Below are 17139 nucleotides of genomic sequence, written 5' to 3'. Positions count from 1 at the left end.
AATCTATAGTGTGTTCACTCATCACTATCCACCTCCATACTCATAATATCAGAACATATGTTTTGTATAAATGTCAATGGATGTGGTAATTTATGCTAAGTTTAATGGAAATAAAGTCGGCTAAGGCGGTCATTAAAACCACCCTAGCCGGCGTTTTTCTTTCACACTCAATCTCCATATCACAAAAGATTCAGGCCTAATCTATAAATAATTCTGGAATATTATATTTCACCTCTTTTGCCTCGCGTTGAACACTTTTACTTTGGCATACCAAAAGACTATTTTTTAGAACATATTCGCTATTTATTTGAGTCACATATTCTCGATGAGTCTTTATATAGGTAGATGCTTCTCTCGAGAAGCCATTTCTTTGCAACATTATGGTCAGAGGATTTGTTGTCCCATATTCCACATACTCGTACCAGTCATTCTGGATCGCGGACAACTTGTGATGCTTTTTGTATTCGACTGAGAACTTTAAAAAATAATTCGAAATTCTAAAGAGTATTACATCTTCAATCGCATTCAAAGTGGCTGAGATAACTATATTTTTATGTTCTGTTGAATCATTATAATTAACAAGTTCTCCATTTATTTCTACTCCAGAAGCGGGGTTTGCCTTCTTATAATCGATGGCAGCTTTCATAATATGGCTTAAACCGTTTCCTTGAATCCACTGCGCAAGGATAACAGCATACCATCTTAATTTGCCGTGCTGCCCAGTCTTTTTACTTTTATGTCCAAGCGTAGAGGATTCATATACCTCCCATTTGTAAATCTTACATAATTTCTCAAGGAAAGCCAACAGCTCGTTATAATCAGGATTACCGGATACGTTGAAACTTGGATATTTTAATCCTCTTGCTATTGCCGTACTAAGGTTATCCATTTGATCTACGGATACGTTAATGTCATCATCCGTTTTTGTTTTTGTACTGAATAATGCAGTAATTTTTTCTTCGTCTTGTTGGCTTAGTAAGTTCGCAAACTCTTTTTTGACAACGCTGTTATTATTACCTGAAACAATATCCCTCAAGAGGATTATTGCAAATCTCCGCATAAGTGAGTAATCATCCGCCGATTGGTTCTTAGGATACTTAAGTAATTCTATTTTTCCAGCAAGCAAGCTTTCAACGATTTTCTTCTTTTGTGGTTTCGTCAATTCGGTTACTATTGAAAGCCTTTGCGCAGGAACATCCTTCTGTAATAATTCAATGTATTTTTCTTGCTCAATCTTATCGTCAGTTCTCACTAAAAATACATTACCATAAAGATTGAACTCAATCCGGCCAACACGACCGATAAGATTCCTGAAATCAACAGGAGTCATATTGGAAAGTCCATTCTTATAACTTGTAATAAACAAATTATCTGCTGGAAGATTTACTCCCTCTACCAAGGTGCTTGTACAAAATATCGTTTTGATCAAGCCCTGTTTAAATAAATCCTCTATCCGCATGCGAATGTCGGATGGGAGATATCCTATATGATACGCAACACCTCTCGACAGCACCTTGGCAAGATAGTAGTCGCCGTGAATCTCATTTTTTATATCCCTTGCTAAAGCTAGCAGATCTGTATTTTGTTCCTGGGGCAACAGTTTAGAATATTCAAGAGCAAAACTAACTGCTTTAGCCGTTGAGCTGCAATACACGATATTTTGAGAATTTCCTCCTACTAGTGAAACCAGCTTACTTAGTGAGACACTTTTATTGAATTTGCCTATTGGCGAAAGTTTGTGAGTACGATCATTATATGAGTGTATACAGTTCTCGATTAAGTCTACCAAGTATTTCATTTGGCTTACGGGCGTAAAAGCACTTCTCAATTTGCTTCCATTTGTTAATCGCTCACCAGGAATCAAATTTAGATAGATTTCTGGATTTGGAATATTTGGTGATAAAAAAACCATATGAGTTTTATGGTTCCTTTTTGAAAGCATATCTATAACCTTGTAATAAAATGGGCTTCGGCTATCTCTGCTGGAAATCTTATGGGCCTCATCAATAAACAAATAATCAATCCCAAATCCTGGTTTATCTAGTAATAAATACAACAATCGCTCAGGCGTTAATGTCAAAACAAAATTATGCTTCTGCTGCAAAGATAAAGCGCCTGCAGAAGTAACAACGCGATAATTGTGTTCTGCAAGCAGATCCTTTAAGTCTTCAATAATCTTACTTGAAACCTCATTGATGAGCGCCTTTGTGGGGATCAATATAGCAAAATTTTGTTGTGCTCCATCCAAAATCTGTTTTTTAATAAACATACGGATAACAAAAGATTTCCCCATTGATGTCGGGCCGGAATAACTGAAATATTGGTCATTTAATTTATCATATATATTTTTTTGTGACCTAAAAAATTGCTGCGACGGCTCGGCCGGAATACGTAATAATTCTTTTGCAAAACCAATATAAATCCGGTCGAGCATGTCGGCGCTCTCATATTCTGCGGCGCGCAAATCCAATCCACGAAAATTTCCTGTGTTCGTCAGCACCGAACCGATGCAATATTGAACATTAGAATCCTCCGGGTATAATGTGTGTAACAAGGCAGCAATTTCCTGCGCCCATGTTTTATGTATTTCTGAGTTCTCGGTATTAATTGATTTTGAAAGAATGTCCGCAAAACGTATGGCATGAATGATGTTGATAGGTTTTGGTTTTGCCTTAGTGATGTTAAATAGTAACAACGAATAATTATATAGAATATTCCCGTATAACTCATTCAAATAGTCGTTCTTATCAATATCGACAAAGAGTGCGTCCCCCAAAGTTCTGGCCACTTGTATCATTCCCCTTTCAATTTTTTGATGATAGCGGCTCTGTCATTGGAGGCATTGTCAAAAGGAATGACATAAAAATAGAACGAGTAGCCAGACATCTTTGCATTTATAATTTTTTGCGCAATATGTGCAGCATTCGTTTGTATATCGTTAGCCATTTTATCTACTACTGCTTTCCGGTAATCAGCATTCGAATACTGGGAAGCATCTATCCCAATTGTATATCCAAGAAAAACTCCAAACGCTCTGTCGATATTTATGCTTAAATCTCGCTTCGAGGGGATAATCAAGCTTTTTACGTAATCAATTGTCGCTTCGTCAAAGGCTTCATTGAGAATATTGCTTTCTATTAGTCTTAACTCGTTGTCAGGTTTAGCATTTACTTTAGCAATGGAATCAAAAGCATCATCTATGGCATCCTTTAAACTGCCAATAATTTTGGATTCTCCTAAAACCAATTGATAGTAGGGTTCACCTGCTAAATTTTTATCGTACAGCAGATGAACACCATCGCTACCAAATACATATTGATTCCCGGATGTTTTGAGCTCGACTTTGCTGAGCAGCTTTGGAGCATTTAGTTTTTGCTCCAAAAAAAGGTATAAGAGAATTTCACCGAGTTCGCCACCAGCTCCTTTGTCTTTTAAATTGGAGGCATTACGTAGGAGTTCTATTGCTTTAAGTCCAATGGCTTCTTCTTCACCATCCAAACGAAATCTTTCTATTGCAGCCCTCGAAAATACATACCGTCCAATATTTTTTTGCAGAAATTTATGAAGTGCAACATGCGAAAATGAATTGTTAGAGATATCCAAACAGTAAATACGCAGACAATGTGGGTTCTTAAGATTCAGGCTGCATGCGTGTTGCACTTCTATAAACACAGAGTCAAAACCACTTGGTATACTCGTGCTTTTTAACAACGAATTATCCGACATTTTGCTTACCTCTCTCATATGCATTTTACTGCCAGTTCCTGAAATCTTCTACACGCTCTATATTTGCTCAAACACTTCTGCAATTACCTTTTTTTATATTTACCACTCTTTATGCGGGCATCATCTGGTTTTTCAGCATCTTTGGGGATCGCCCATGCATTGCCAAGCCGGGATGCGCCTTCGATCCGTCCTCCAGCACAAAGTGTATGAACTCTTCTTGATGAAATACCCCATTTTTCTGCTGCTTCTGTAGCAGTCATGTATTTCATTTACATTTTTCCTCTCAACACGAGTGTAGCTTTCATTATTTACCATTTATGTTGAGTATACTCGGAACTCCGAATAAAATCAAATACAAAATATTCTTACATAGCAAAAAAAGAGCCTGCGCAGATGCCATTACCGGCATACACGCAGGCTCATGTCAGTTATTTTCCTCTCACATCTACATTGATTTCTGTCCACTTTTTAATGCTTAGTAGTAAGCTGCATGCCAAGTCTATACTCAATAGCAACGACTCAATCATTCTTCTTTACCGTTCTATATTTATACCAGATATCATTCTGGTGTTTCAGCAGATAATCATCCATCTTATTATAGATTCAACCTATAATATTCCAATTTATTAATCTCTGCCTCTTTGTAATGTTTTCTTCCTTTGTCTGTGGGAACATATTCCACGTTTTCCCACAGCCCTTGAACCCAGGCCCCGCCTGGCCTCAAGGGCTGTGTTTTCTTTTCAGCCAAACTGTGCACTCCACATGACTCGTCTGTGCAAACATATCCACCGGCTGAATCTCCTGCGTTATATACCCCAAGCCGTCCAGAACAGCCAAGTCACGCGCTAAGGAAGCCGGGTTGCATGATACATACACAATACGCTGAGGCTCCATCTTTACAAAAGTCTCCAGCACTTTTTGCTCGCAGCCGGCGCGAGGGGGATCGACCACGATGACATCAGGCCGTATGCCTTGTTTAAACAGGTCTGGCATAATATCGACGGCATCGCCAACAAGGAATTCTACATTGTCCACCTTGTTATTAACAGCATTTTGCCGGGCGTCGATGATGGCAGGCTTGACAATCTCGATGCCATACACTTTGGCTGCCTGCCGGGCCAGGAATAAGGTTATGGTACCTGTGCCGCAATAGGCGTCAATGACGGTTTCGCTGCCTGTCAGCTGGGCGTATTTAACGGCTTGGCTGTATAAGACTTCAGCCTGAGCGGTATTTACCTGGAAAAACGACCTGGCCGATATGGCAAAAGTAAATTCACCCAGCTTATCGGTTATGGTATCCTGCCCCCATAAGGTCATTGTCTTATCCCCCATGATGATATTGGTTCGTCGGGGGTTAACATTTTGAACAATGCTGACAAGTCCGGGAATTTTGCTTTTGAGGCGTTCAATCAGGGCACCGCGCTGCGGCAGACGCTCGGTTGCCGTTACTAATACCACCATAACCTCGCCGGTGGCTGTGCCAACCCGCCCCAGGACATGACGAAGTACGCCTTGCCCGGTCTGTTCCTCATAAGCGGCAATGCCGAGTTCGTCAACAACATCCCTGACTGCGCGGACAATATCATTATTAGTCTGATGCTGGATTAGACAATTATCGATATCGACAATATCATGACTTCCCTGTGAGTAACAGCCAATGACCACTTTGCCGTTCTTGCGGCCCACCGGAAATTGCATTTTATTGCGATAATACCAGGGATTTTCCGCGCCGATAGTAGGGTGGACGATAACGTCAGACAATTTACCGATACGGGTTACGGCATCAACGACCTGACTGCGCTTGACCTTTAGCTGTTCCTGATAGCTCAGATGCTGTAGTTGACAGCCGCCGCACTCCCGGTATATCCCGCAGTCAGGGGTTGTCCGGTGCGGTGACGGGATTTGTACGGTATCAAGGCGGCCAACGGCATATGTTTTTTTGACGGTGGTAATAACTGCCGTTATTTTCTCTCCCGGCAGGGCATTGGGTACAAATACGGTAAAGTCCTGATACCGTCCTACGCCTTCACCGCTATGCCCCAGACCGGTAATATCAATGGTGTAGGTTTTGCCGGTCTCTACCGGCGGTTTATTAATTTGTTTCGGCACATGTTTCACCTTTTCTTTATGTAAAGAAAACACGGCTTGCACCAAGCCCAATGGCGATGGTGGAAGTCGATGTTGCCCTTAGCCTGTTCTTAAATTAAGGAGTTAAATAGAGGGCGGAATTATCCGCCCTCTTTGTTCAATCGTTCTTATCCTCAGAAGACTTGCTCAGCTTGATCAGCGTATCGGTATATTCTTTCAGTTTTTGACTGACAAGAGCATTCACCGTACCGGCCGGATAGCTGCCGTCGGCACCAGGCTCACCGGCTGGTGTGCCTGTCAGAATTTCAATCCCCTGATCAATGGTCTTAACCGGATAGATATGGAACTTGCCTTGACGCACGGCTTCGATAACTTCATCACTTAGCGCCAAATTGCTGACATTTTGATGAGGAATCATTACCCCTTGCTTGCCGGTCAACCCTTTTAGCTTACAAACTGCGAAAAAGCCTTCGATTTTTTCGGTTGCGCCACCGATCGGCTGAACCTCGCCCTTTTGGTTAACTGAACCGGTAATGGCAATATATTGCTTAATCGGCAAACCGGATAAGCTTGATAAAATCGCATACAATTCGGTGCTGGAGGCGCTGTCGCCGTCAACACCGTCATACAATTGTTCAAAGGTCAGGCTGGCAGTCAGGGTCAGCGGGTGCTTCTGGGCATATTTCTGGCCAAGATAACCGCTTAGAATCAGCACGCCTTTGGTATGGCTGGTGCCGCTGGTCTTGGTTTCGCGTTCGATATTGACTACACCGCTTTTGCCAAGATAGGTATTGGCAGTAATACGGGAGGGTTTGCCAAACATGTATTCGCCGACAGACAGTACCGCCAGGCCGTTTACCTGGCCGACCTTTTCCCCTTCGGTATCAATCAGGAGCTGGCCTTCGGCAAACATCTCCTGCAGGCGTTCTTCGTATTTGTTGGCACGATAGCGTTTCTCTTCAATGGCTTTCTTGATATGCCCGGTGGTAACTACCTGGCTGTTATCCAGAGTAGCCCAGACATCGGCTTCGCACAGCAGTTCGACAACCTCATTGAACCGGGTGGTAAGCTTGGTTTGAGTGCCGGTCAGGCGTGAACTGTATTCCACTACCCGGGCCACCGCTGCTTTATCAAAATGCTTGAGTTTTTCCCGGCTTACTGTTGAACTGATAAAACCGGCAAGCTTTTGAATATTGACCGGATTATTCTCCATCACTACGTCAAAATCGGCATGGGCTTTAAACAATTTCCGGAAGTCTTCGTCATAGTTGTATAGCAGCTGATAAATGTAGGGATTACCAATCAGTATGACTTTTACATTGATGGGAATGGGTTCCGGTTTGAGCGAAGCCATGGCCAACACCCCATACTGCTCTCCCAAGTTCTCGATTTGCAGCTTCTTGGTTTTGAGCACCCGTTTCAGTGCTTCCCAGGCGCCAATATTGGTCAATACATCGCGGGCGTTTAAAATCAGATAACCGCCATTGGCCTTATGCAGGGCTCCCGGTTTAATCATCGTAAAATCAGTGCTGACAACACCCATGCGGGTTTCGTATTCAGCCCGGCCCACCAGATTATAGTATGTCGGATTAATCTCAACAATCACCGGCGCACCCTGGGTTTCACGATTATCTACCAGCAGGTTAACATTATATTTATCTTTGGCATCCTGGGCCGGCCGCTTAAATAACATGAGCGGACTATTTTCTTCCTCGGCCTGGGGTTTAAATTCATTGATATTTTTGGACACATCCTGTTTAATGGCTTCCAAAAAGTCGACAACAGGCTGATAATCCCGGTACTTTTCTTTGAATTCCTCAATAAGGTGACCGGCGGCAAACAGGCCAATTTTGATATCAAGCTGCTTCAGCTGTTCGCGAACACTCCGCTCCAAAAGCTGCACCCGCCGGACAACATCCATTCCTTTTTCGTGTACGGCCAGCATGTTTTTTTCAATAATATCACGTTGCTGCTTGTCGAGTTTCTGGTAGTCTTCCGGACCTACCGCCTTGCCATCCACCATCGGCAGTCCGACAAACCCAGTCGAACTCCATTGCGGCGAAATGCCCTGGGTTTCGGCATACTGGGTGAATTCCTCCACCATGACTGACCGCTGTTCCTGGTATTGTTTTACCAATTCAGACTTGGCCTGTTCATAATCTTCACTGCTAAACACTTTAGGAATGTCGGTTTTCAGGTTTTCCACCAGTTCCTGCATATCCTGTTTAAAACTATAGCCCATCCCGGCAGGTAATGCCAGGGCAATCGGCTGTCCGGGAGTTTCTAAATTATTTACATAACACCAATCATTGGGGACTTCCTGATTACCGGCAACCTTTTTAACAGCCGTTTCCGCATAAGTAATTTTGCCAGTACCAACTAAGCCTGAAATAAAGATATTATAGCCGGGGTTTTTGGTAAACAAACCAAATTCGACAGCTTTTACCGCCCGTTCCTGACCGATCATTACTTCAAGCGGCGGCACCGTTTCGGTTGTGTCAAAGTCAAAAACATTTTCATCACAGGTAAAGCGGAGCTTTTCGGCCGTTAATCCTTGGCTTATGGTCATGAAAAAAGTCCTCCCTTGGGTGACTAGTTTTTTACAAGCTGGGCCATACAGTTCGTCGGGCTGCCAGCGCTGCGGTGAGCTGTTACACACTTACAGCACTGGGAATGGTTGTCGCATTCGGTTTTGGGACACGGACAGTTCACCTCAGGCTTAAGACAGCTCACTGCTTGTTGGTCACTCATTTGTTATCACTCCATCTATGCAAATTTTTCCACACAGATGAATTCTATTGTCCAAGGAAAAATTCCTGCTACAAAAGCGGCACACCCAGATACATCATGACAATTTTGCTGGTGTTAATAAAAGAATGCGCCGTGATGGAGGTGATTAATGACCCGGTCCAAAAATACAGCAGTGCAAAGCCGATGCCGACAATGATCATTTCTGCCAGCCAGTAGGCATTAAAATGAAAAAGAGCAAATATGCCGGCACTGATTAACGCGCCCCCCCAGAGCCCCCATTTATCTTTGCACGGCAAAAAAGTAAACATCCGGTACAGCACTTCTTCGGTAACCGGTGCGGCCACCCCGGCTAGAAACAGCGGGATTAGGAGCTGCTCCCAGGATATGGCGGCCTGCACTTCCAGCACTATCGGATGCTGGGTGGGCGATACTAATAAGACTGTGGTATACAACCGCTCGCTATAGAGACTGATAAATAACAGCACCAGCCCGCCTGCCAGCCCTTTCACTACATTGCGCGGCCAATTGGCCAACGACAAGCCTAAGGCTGCCAAGTCACCCCGGGTATTGCGGATTGCCCACAGCACGAGTACCAGTACAAGGGTCCGGTCTGTCAGTTCGATAACCAACGGACTGGCTTCAAAAAACAACGGATACACCAAGCGCACAACAACGATTCCGGCAGCCAGCCGCAAAACATGGACAGCCAAGACGGCTTTCAAATTCCAGGTAGCTTTTAACATGGCATAACCTCTTTTTTTGGCGTATCAATACCATTATGCGCGCTGATACCGGCTTTAATTCAAGAAAACTTTTCCGGCAAAGCTACAAAAAAAGAAAGCTGCCGCACTGAAATTCGTGCGGCAGCTTTCTATCAGGCTTATCTTAACCACAAGTCAGACGTTCTTTTAACAGCTTGTTAACAAGTTCCGGATTGGCACGGCCTTTGCTTTGTTTCATAACCTGACCGACTAAGAAGCCGATGGCTTTTTCCTTGCCGGCGTTAAAATCAGCGACCGATTGCGGGTTAGCGGCAATAACACCGTCAACAATGGCAACAATGGCGCCTTCATCACTGATTTGCACCAGTCCTTGCTCTTTGACGATAGTCTCAGCGTCTTTACCGCTTTCCCACATGCTTTCAAACACGGTTTTGGCAATTTTGCCGGATATTGTGCCTTTGTCAATTAAGGCAATGAGCCCTGCAAGCTTTGCCGCGGTAACCGGGCAAGCTTCCACAGGTATATTGGCGGCATTAAGATGCTTGGATACATCGCCCATCAGCCAGTTGGCCGCTGCTTTGGCCTCGGCTCCGGCCTTGACGGCAGCATCAAAATAATCAGCCATGGCGCGGCTGGCGGTAATGGTTTCAGCATCATAGGCCGACAGGCCGTGATCGGCCATCATCCTGGCTTTGCGCGCATCAGGAAGCTCCGGCAATTGAGCGCGGATGCTTTCTACTTTAGCCGGATCAACCATAATCGGAACCAGTTCCGGTTCGGGGAAATAGCGGTAGTCATGGGCCTGTTCTTTGCTGCGCATAGACCGGGTCACACCTTTGGCTTCATCCCAGGAACGGGTTTCCTGGATAATCCGTCCGCCATCTTCCAGCACGTCGGTCTGGCGCTCCACTTCATACTCCAGGCCGCGCTGCACCGACCGGAAGGAGTTGAGGTTCTTGAGTTCGGCTTTGGTGCCAAACGGCTGGGTACCTGCCGGGCGGAGCGAAATGTTGGCATCACAACGCAGGCTGCCTTCTTCCATTTTGCAGTCGGAAACATCGATATATTGAAGAATGCTTCTCATTTTTTCCAGATAGGCTTTGGCCTCTTCCGGCGAGCGGAGATCCGGCTCGGATACAATCTCAATCAGCGGCACGCCGGTACGGTTGTAATCCACCAAAGCATACTCGCTACTCATAATCGTGCCTGAATGCACCAGTTTGCCGGCATCTTCTTCCATATGGACACGGGTAATGCCGATACGTTTGGTTTCGCCATTGACTTCGATATCCAGGTAGCCATTAACGGCAATCGGCAGATCATACTGGGAGGTCTGGTAGTTCTTCGGCAGATCAGGGTAATAGTAGTTTTTGCGGTCAAATTTGCTAAACGGCAGTATTTGGCAGTTAAGAGCCAAGCCGGCCCGCACGGCAAATTCCACAACTTTTTCATTAATGACAGGCAATACACCAGGCAAGCCGAGGCAGACCGGGCACACGTTGGTATTTTGATCGGCACCGAATTTGGTGCTGCAGCCGCAGAATATTTTCGATTCGGTTTTAAGCTCACAATGGACCTCAAGTCCAATGACTGTTTCGTATTTCATGGCATTAACCCTCCCCCAGCGGCGCAAAACGCGTATGATAATCGTTGGCCTGTTCGAAGGCGTAAGCCGCTTGAATAATGGTGGCCTCGGCCAACGGTTTGCCGATGATCTGCATGCCGACAGGCAAGCCCTGAGCAAAACCGCAGGGTATTGAGATCCCGGGCAAACCGGCAAGGTTGACGGGAATGGTGCAAATATCCTGCAGATACATGGCCAGCGGGTCACTGAGTTCGCCGATTTTGAAGGCGGTAGTCGGTGCTGTCGGGGCAATAAGTACATCGACTTCGGCAAAAGCTTTATCAAAATCCTGCTTCACTAAGGTGCGCACCTGCAGTGCTTTAAGATAATAAGCATCATAATAGCCTGAGCTTAAGGCATAGGTTCCCAGCATGACCCGGCGCTTGACTTCGGGGCCAAAGCCTTCACTCCGGCTTTTTTTGTACATATCGATAATATCGCTGCCGGAAGCGCGATGACCAAAGCCGACACCGTCATAGCGGGCCAGATTGGAGCTGGCTTCTGCCGGAGCAATGAGATAATAGGCTGGCAGGGCATATTCGGTATGCGGCAGGGAAACCTCCCTGACTTCCGCCCCCATGGTAACAAGCTGGTCAACAGCCTTTTGGATAGCGGCCGCCACTTCCGGCTGGATACCGGCGGCGAAATACTCTTTCGGCAGGCCAATTTTGAGACCTTTGACATCCTGTACCAGCGCCTTGGTATAGTCCGGCGCCACGGCGTTGATGGAGGTGGAATCCTTGGCGTCATGCCCGGCAATGGCATTAAGCACCAGGGCACAATCGGTAACGTCTTTGGCAAAAGGGCCGATTTGATCTAAGGACGAGGCATAGGCTACCAACCCATAGCGGGATACACGGCCATAGGTTGGCTTAAGGCCGACATTGCCGCAATACGCTGCCGGCTGGCGGATAGAACCGCCGGTATCTGAGCCAAGCGCCCAGATGGCTTGTCCGGCCGTTACTGCCGCCGCAGAACCGCCGCTGGAACCGCCGGGAACCCGGTCTGTGTCCCAGGGATTGCGGGTAATGAAAAAGCCCGAGTTTTCCGTTGAACCGCCCATGGCAAATTCGTCGCAGTTGGTTTTACCTACAAGCACAGCATCCTGTGCTGCCAGCTTGTCTACAACGGTGGCATCATAGGGCGGCACAAAATTGGCCAGAATCCTGGAGGCGCAGGTAGTCTTAACGCCTTTGGTGCAAATATTGTCTTTCAGCGCGCCGGGAATACCGGCCAGTGGCGCAATTTGCTCGCCCCGTGCAATCTTGTTGTCAACGGCGGCGGCCTGAGCCAGCGCTTGTTCCCTGGTTTCTGTTATGTAAGAGCGCAGCTTGGGCTCGACAGCATCGGTGCGGGCAAATACGGCATTGGTCAGTTCGACTGCCGATATCTGTTTGCTTTGCAGCATGTCATGCAGAGCATGCGCAGTATGTTTAAATAATTCCACTTCTTGACCTCCCATCCTTACCCTTCCATGATCTTAGGTACTTTGAAATAGCCGTCTTCCGCCTCAGGCGCATTAACCAGAGCCAATTCCCGCGGCAGCGAAGGCTTGACTTCATCAGGCCGCATGACATTTTTGAGCGGCAGCACATGGGCTGTGGGTTCCACGCCTTTGGTATCAAGCTTATTGAGGATATCGGCATACTCTAAGATTGCATTAAGCTGAACGGCATATGCCTCCAGTTCCTCCGGCGTCATTTCCAGACGGGATAACAGAGCTACGGTTTCAACATCTTGACGGTTTATTTTCATAAGTATCACCTTCCTATAAGGTTACGTAAGAACACACCTTACCCCAAGTACCCGGCAGGGTGTGTCACCATTTTCCAATAAATTTTATTATATCATGCTTGCGGCTTTTGTACCAGCATCAGGAACTCTTCTTCATTCAGGACCGGAACACCCAGTTCATTGGCCTTATCCAGCTTACTGCCGGCCTCCTCACCGGCTACGACATAGCTGGTCTTTTTGCTGACAGATGAGGATATCTTGCCGCCACAGGCAGCAATAAGGGCTTCGGCTTCTTTGCGCGGCATGGTCAAGGTGCCTGTCAGGACAAAGGTTTTGCCCGCCAATTCCTGACTCAGAGGCTCCTGGCGTTCTTCGGTCAGTTTCACGCCCACGGCTTTGAGCTTCCCGATGTACGCCAAATTATCGGGATCGGCAAAATAGTTTACCACACTTTCGGCAATTTTGGGGCCGATTTCACCAATTGTCGTAAGTTCTTCGGCGCCGGCCACAGCCAGCCTGTCAATATCACCATAGTACCGGGCTAAGAGTGCCGAGGCTTTGGCGCCGACATGCCGTATGCCCAAAGCAAACAGCGCCCGGGATAAACCGGCCTCTTTGCTGGCTGCTATGGCTTTCACCAGATTGCCTGCCGATTTTTCGCCCATACGTTCCATCACCGCCAGCGTTGCCGGCTGCAGCGTATACAAATCTGCCGCGTCTTTTACCAGTCCGGCCTCGAGCAGGCTGGTGATGACCGCCGGGCCCAGTCCGTCAATATTCATCGCATCACGGGAAACGAAGTGGATAAGTCCTTCCCGCAGCAGCGCCGGACAGCGGGGATTGACGCATTTATGGGCTGCTTCTCCGGTTTCGCGGACAATCTGCTTGCCGCATTCGGGGCAGCTTGCAGGCATAATAAAGGGCTGTTCCTGCCCTGTGCGCCGGCTCTCCACAACCGCAACCACCTCAGGAATAATTTCCCCGGCTTTATGAACAATGACGGTATCGCCAAGGCGAATATCCTTTTCCTGAATAAAATCGGCATTATGCAGGGTAGCCCGGCTCACCGTAGTCCCTGCCAGTCTGACAGGCCGCAGTACGGCAGTGGGTGTCAGCGCCCCGGTACGGCCAACCCGCACAAAGATGTCTTCCAGAATGGTCGTCGCCTGCTCTGCCGGGAATTTATAGGCAATGGCCCAGCGCGGGTCTTTGGCGGTGGAACCAAGCAGGCGCTGCTGGGCCAGACTATTGACTTTGATTACCAGGCCGTCAATGTCATAAGGCAAATCAACCCGCTTTTCCGCCCAGCTTTCGCAGTACTGTGCCACTTCGTCAATATTGTCAAAGGTCCGGTAATGGGGATTGATTTTAAAACCCAGTGCCTGCAGTTTCTCCAGCATGGCCGAGTGGGTAGTGACCCCAAGACCTTCTTCGGTCCCCAAACCATGCATGGAAATATCCAGCGCCCGTTCTGCCGTGATTCTGGGGTCAAGCTGACGGATGGAACCGGCGGCGGCATTGCGGGGATTGGCCATAAGCGGCTCACCGGCAGCTTCCCTAAGTGTATTCAGCCGGTCAAATTCCCGCCTGGGCAAATACACTTCCCCGCGTACTTCCAACAGCGGCGGAATGCCGCCGGTCTCGCTCAACACCAATGGCACCGAGCGGATGGTACGGATATTGGTTGACACGTCTTCGCCATAAACGCCGTCACCCCGGGTAGCTCCCCGGGTCAGCCGGCCATGTTCATAGACAAGGTTCATGGCCAGGCCGTCAATTTTGAGTTCAACAACATATTCCACAGCCTGGCCGTCAAGGCTGCCCCGCACTCTGGCGTCAAACGCCTGCAGTTCCCCGGCGGAGAAAGCGTTGCCCAAACTAAGCATCGGCGTCAAATGGGCCACCCGCGCAAAACCGCCGGCCGGCGCGCCACCCACCCGCTGACTGGGGGAATCGGGGGTAATCAGCGAAGGATAGGCGGTTTCAAGGTCAATAAGCTGCCTCAGCAGTTTGTCAAATTCGGCATCGCTGATTTCAGGATTGTCAAGCACGTAGTAGCGGTGACTGTGATAGTGGATGGTTTTTTTTAATTTTTCAATTTCCTCCGCAGCAGCCGTCAGGCTATCCGGTATCGCGGTATTCATGTCGTAAAACCCCCGAAGAATATATTAGACTCTGCTGATTGGCGCCAGTTGGGCCAGCAGTTTTTTGATGCCTTCATTAGGAAAGGCAATGCTAAGCTGCATATTGTCACCACTGCCGCTGACGGCCACCACCGTGCCTGTGCCCCACTTGGCGTGATACACCTTTTCCCCGGCTTTCCATTCCAGGTTCTGTGGCTTAGCCGGGTTTTGCACCGGGCTTTTCAGGATAGTGAGTTCCGGTTTGACCGCTGCCTTAGGCAGCGAAGCGGCGGCAACCGGACGGCTGCCGGGCATGGATGACAAATAGGCAGGGCGCTGCGGCGCATAACGTTCCATGAGCTCAGGCGGTATTTCATCCAGGAACCGGGACGGCGAATAGCATACCGTATTCCCGTAAATCATGCGCTGCCGGGCATTGGATATATACAGCTTGCGCTCAGCCCGGGTGATACCGACATAACACAACCGCCGTTCTTCCTCAATTTCCCGTTCATCCATCAGGGTGCGGACATGGGGGAAGATACCTTCTTCCAGTCCGGCAAGAAATACGACAGGGAACTCCAGCCCTTTGGCCGAATGCAGGGTCATGAGGGTCACCTTGTCATCAGAGAATTCATTATTATCAAGATCTGTCAGCAGCGACACATGGCTTAAAAATTCTTCCAGCGTATTTTCCGCTTCGGTTTCGGCAAATTTTTTGGCGTCACTGACAAGTTCCTTTAAGTTTTCGATGCGGCTCATCGCCTGCGGGTCGCTGTCGGCTTCCAGCTCGGCCAGATAACCGGAATCGCGCATGACTTTATCCACCAGTTCGGGCACAGGCAGGGTATTCTGGCAGGCCATCAAATTGAAAATCAATTCGGCCAGCCCTTCCAGCTGATGCTTAGCCCGCTTAGTAAGTCCCGGCACCAAGTCAGGGTTGGACACGGCATCGAACAGCGGCACACCCTGCCCGGCCGCATATTCTTCCAGCCGGCCAATGGTAGTATTGCCAATCCCCCGGCGGGGCACATTGATAATACGCAGCAGGCTGACGGCATCTGCCGGGTTGAAAAGCACCTTGATATACGCCATGATGTCTTTTATTTCCTTTCGGTCATAGAACCTGAGGCCGCCCACCATGGTATAAGGAATAGCGGCATTGCGCAGGCCTTCCTCAATGGTGCGTGACTGGGCATTGGTACGGTACAATATGGCGATATCTTTATAAGGTGTACGATACACCGTATTGAGTTTCACAATATTATCGGTGATATACCGGGCTTCGTCCCGTTCATCCATTGCCAGATAGTGAGTTATGGTATCGCCAGCCTGATTATCTGTCCATAATGACTTGGGCTTGCGGTTGCAATTGTTTTCGATGACGGCATTGGCAGCATCGAGTATCGTTTGGGTGGAACGGTAATTTTGCTCTAATTTAATGACTTTGGCATCCGGATAATCGGATTCAAAATCAAGGATATTCTGAATATCTGCCCCCCGCCAGGCATAAATACTCTGGTCAACATCACCTACCACGCAGATGTTTCTATGTTTGGCCGCCAGCGTCCGGGCAAGCAGGTATTGAGCACGGTTGGTATCCTGATACTCGTCGATTAGGATGTAGTGGAATTTTTGCTGATATTTTTCCCGAACCGTGGCATTATATTCCAGCAGTTCCACCGACAGCATCAGGAGGTCGTCAAAATCCAGCGCATTATGGACTTTGAGTTTGCTCTGGTACAGTTTGTACACTTCGGCTACTCTGAGGTTGTAAAAATTGTCGGCCTGCGAAGTGAACTCCCGCACATCCTGCAGCGCATTCTTGGCATTAGAGATGGTGGCCTGCACACCGCCGGGCGTAAACTGCTTTTCGTCAAGGTTGAGTTCCTTCAGACAGGTTTTAATCAGCGACTGCGAATCACCGGCATCATAGATGACGAAATTGCGGGTATAGCCGCCCAGGTTTTCAATCTCCATCCGCAGGAATTTGGCGCAGAAGGCATGAAAGGTACTCAGCCAAATATCTTTGGCAACCAGGCCAACGATCCCGGCCACCCGCGCTTTCATTTCGGCAGCCGCTTTGTTGGTAAAGGTTATGGCCAGAATATTATAAGGTGCCACTCCCTGTGCTAAGAGATTGGCAATCCGGCTTGTCAGGACCTTGGTCTTGCCTGAACCGGCTCCTGCCATGATTAGGAGCGGCCCGTTTACATGGGCAACAGCTTCCTGCTGTGCCGGGTTCAAGCGGTCAAATATGTTATTCATAGCTTCCTCCAAGTGTTAAGTAGGGTAAACATTAATATTTTCTCCATATGTTTGTCTTTTCCTGTTGATTTGCAGAAAAAAAAACAGAGCCTGCCTATGCAGA

The 17139-nt window shown here is 47.7% G+C and carries 11 protein-coding genes; all 11 read right to left on the bottom strand.

The window, feature by feature from the left end; all coding sequences use genetic code 11:
• Nucleotides 1-196: 196 nt before the first annotated feature.
• The 11 genes from GT1_RS18750 to pcrA all read right to left on the bottom strand — a co-directional run bounded on the left by GT1_RS18750 (nt 197) and on the right by pcrA (nt 17036).
• Entirely contained in the window at nt 197-2788 is a 2592-nt protein-coding gene (locus GT1_RS18750; RefSeq protein ID WP_223226369.1) for a DEAD/DEAH box helicase, read from the bottom strand.
• Nucleotides 2789-2793: 5 nt separating this feature from the next.
• The gene (locus GT1_RS18745; RefSeq protein ID WP_188399996.1) at nt 2794-3744 is read right to left on the bottom strand and encodes a DUF1837 domain-containing protein; all 951 of its coding nucleotides are present in this window, start codon (nt 3742-3744) and stop codon (nt 2794-2796) included.
• Between the two features lie 65 nt (nt 3745-3809).
• A complete protein-coding gene (locus tag GT1_RS18740) occupies nt 3810-3995 on the bottom strand; it encodes a helix-turn-helix domain-containing protein (protein WP_188399995.1) in 186 nt (61 codons plus the stop codon).
• A 451-nt stretch (nt 3996-4446) separates the two neighbouring features.
• Nucleotides 4447-5835 carry a 23S rRNA (uracil(1939)-C(5))-methyltransferase RlmD gene (rlmD, locus tag GT1_RS18735; protein ID WP_188399994.1) on the bottom strand — a complete coding sequence of 463 codons (1389 nt, stop codon included), beginning with the start codon at nt 5833-5835 and terminating at the stop codon, nt 4447-4449.
• A gap of 136 nt (nt 5836-5971) precedes the next feature.
• Entirely contained in the window at nt 5972-8383 is a 2412-nt protein-coding gene (locus GT1_RS18730) for a Lon protease family protein (RefSeq protein ID WP_188399993.1), read from the bottom strand.
• 250 nt (nt 8384-8633) lie between these two features.
• Complete coding sequence (locus tag GT1_RS18725; RefSeq protein WP_075756710.1) at nt 8634-9308, bottom strand: CPBP family intramembrane glutamic endopeptidase; 675 nt, start codon at nt 9306-9308, stop codon at nt 8634-8636.
• A 142-nt stretch (nt 9309-9450) separates the two neighbouring features.
• Nucleotides 9451-10893, bottom strand: a complete 1443-nt coding sequence (gene gatB / locus GT1_RS18720; RefSeq protein ID WP_188399992.1) for an Asp-tRNA(Asn)/Glu-tRNA(Gln) amidotransferase subunit GatB — start codon at nt 10891-10893, stop codon at nt 9451-9453.
• Nucleotides 10894-10897: 4 nt separating this feature from the next.
• Nucleotides 10898-12358, bottom strand: a complete 1461-nt coding sequence (gatA, locus tag GT1_RS18715) for an Asp-tRNA(Asn)/Glu-tRNA(Gln) amidotransferase subunit GatA (protein ID WP_188399991.1) — start codon at nt 12356-12358, stop codon at nt 10898-10900.
• A gap of 17 nt (nt 12359-12375) precedes the next feature.
• Entirely contained in the window at nt 12376-12666 is a 291-nt protein-coding gene (gene gatC / locus GT1_RS18710) for an Asp-tRNA(Asn)/Glu-tRNA(Gln) amidotransferase subunit GatC (protein ID WP_188399990.1), read from the bottom strand.
• 92 nt (nt 12667-12758) lie between these two features.
• A complete protein-coding gene (gene ligA / locus GT1_RS18705; RefSeq protein WP_188399989.1) occupies nt 12759-14789 on the bottom strand; it encodes an NAD-dependent DNA ligase LigA in 2031 nt (676 codons plus the stop codon).
• Between the two features lie 24 nt (nt 14790-14813).
• Nucleotides 14814-17036, bottom strand: coding sequence for a DNA helicase PcrA (gene pcrA, locus GT1_RS18700; RefSeq protein WP_188399988.1), 2223 nt, complete (start codon nt 17034-17036; stop codon nt 14814-14816).
• Nucleotides 17037-17139 lie beyond the last annotated feature (103 nt).

The organism is Sporomusa sp. GT1 (assembly GCF_014634905.1).
Taxonomy (GTDB): domain Bacteria; phylum Bacillota; class Negativicutes; order Sporomusales; family Sporomusaceae; genus Sporomusa; species Sporomusa sphaeroides.
The sequence above is the reverse complement of the archived record's forward strand: the minus strand, read 5'-3'. Positions and strand labels throughout refer to the sequence as shown.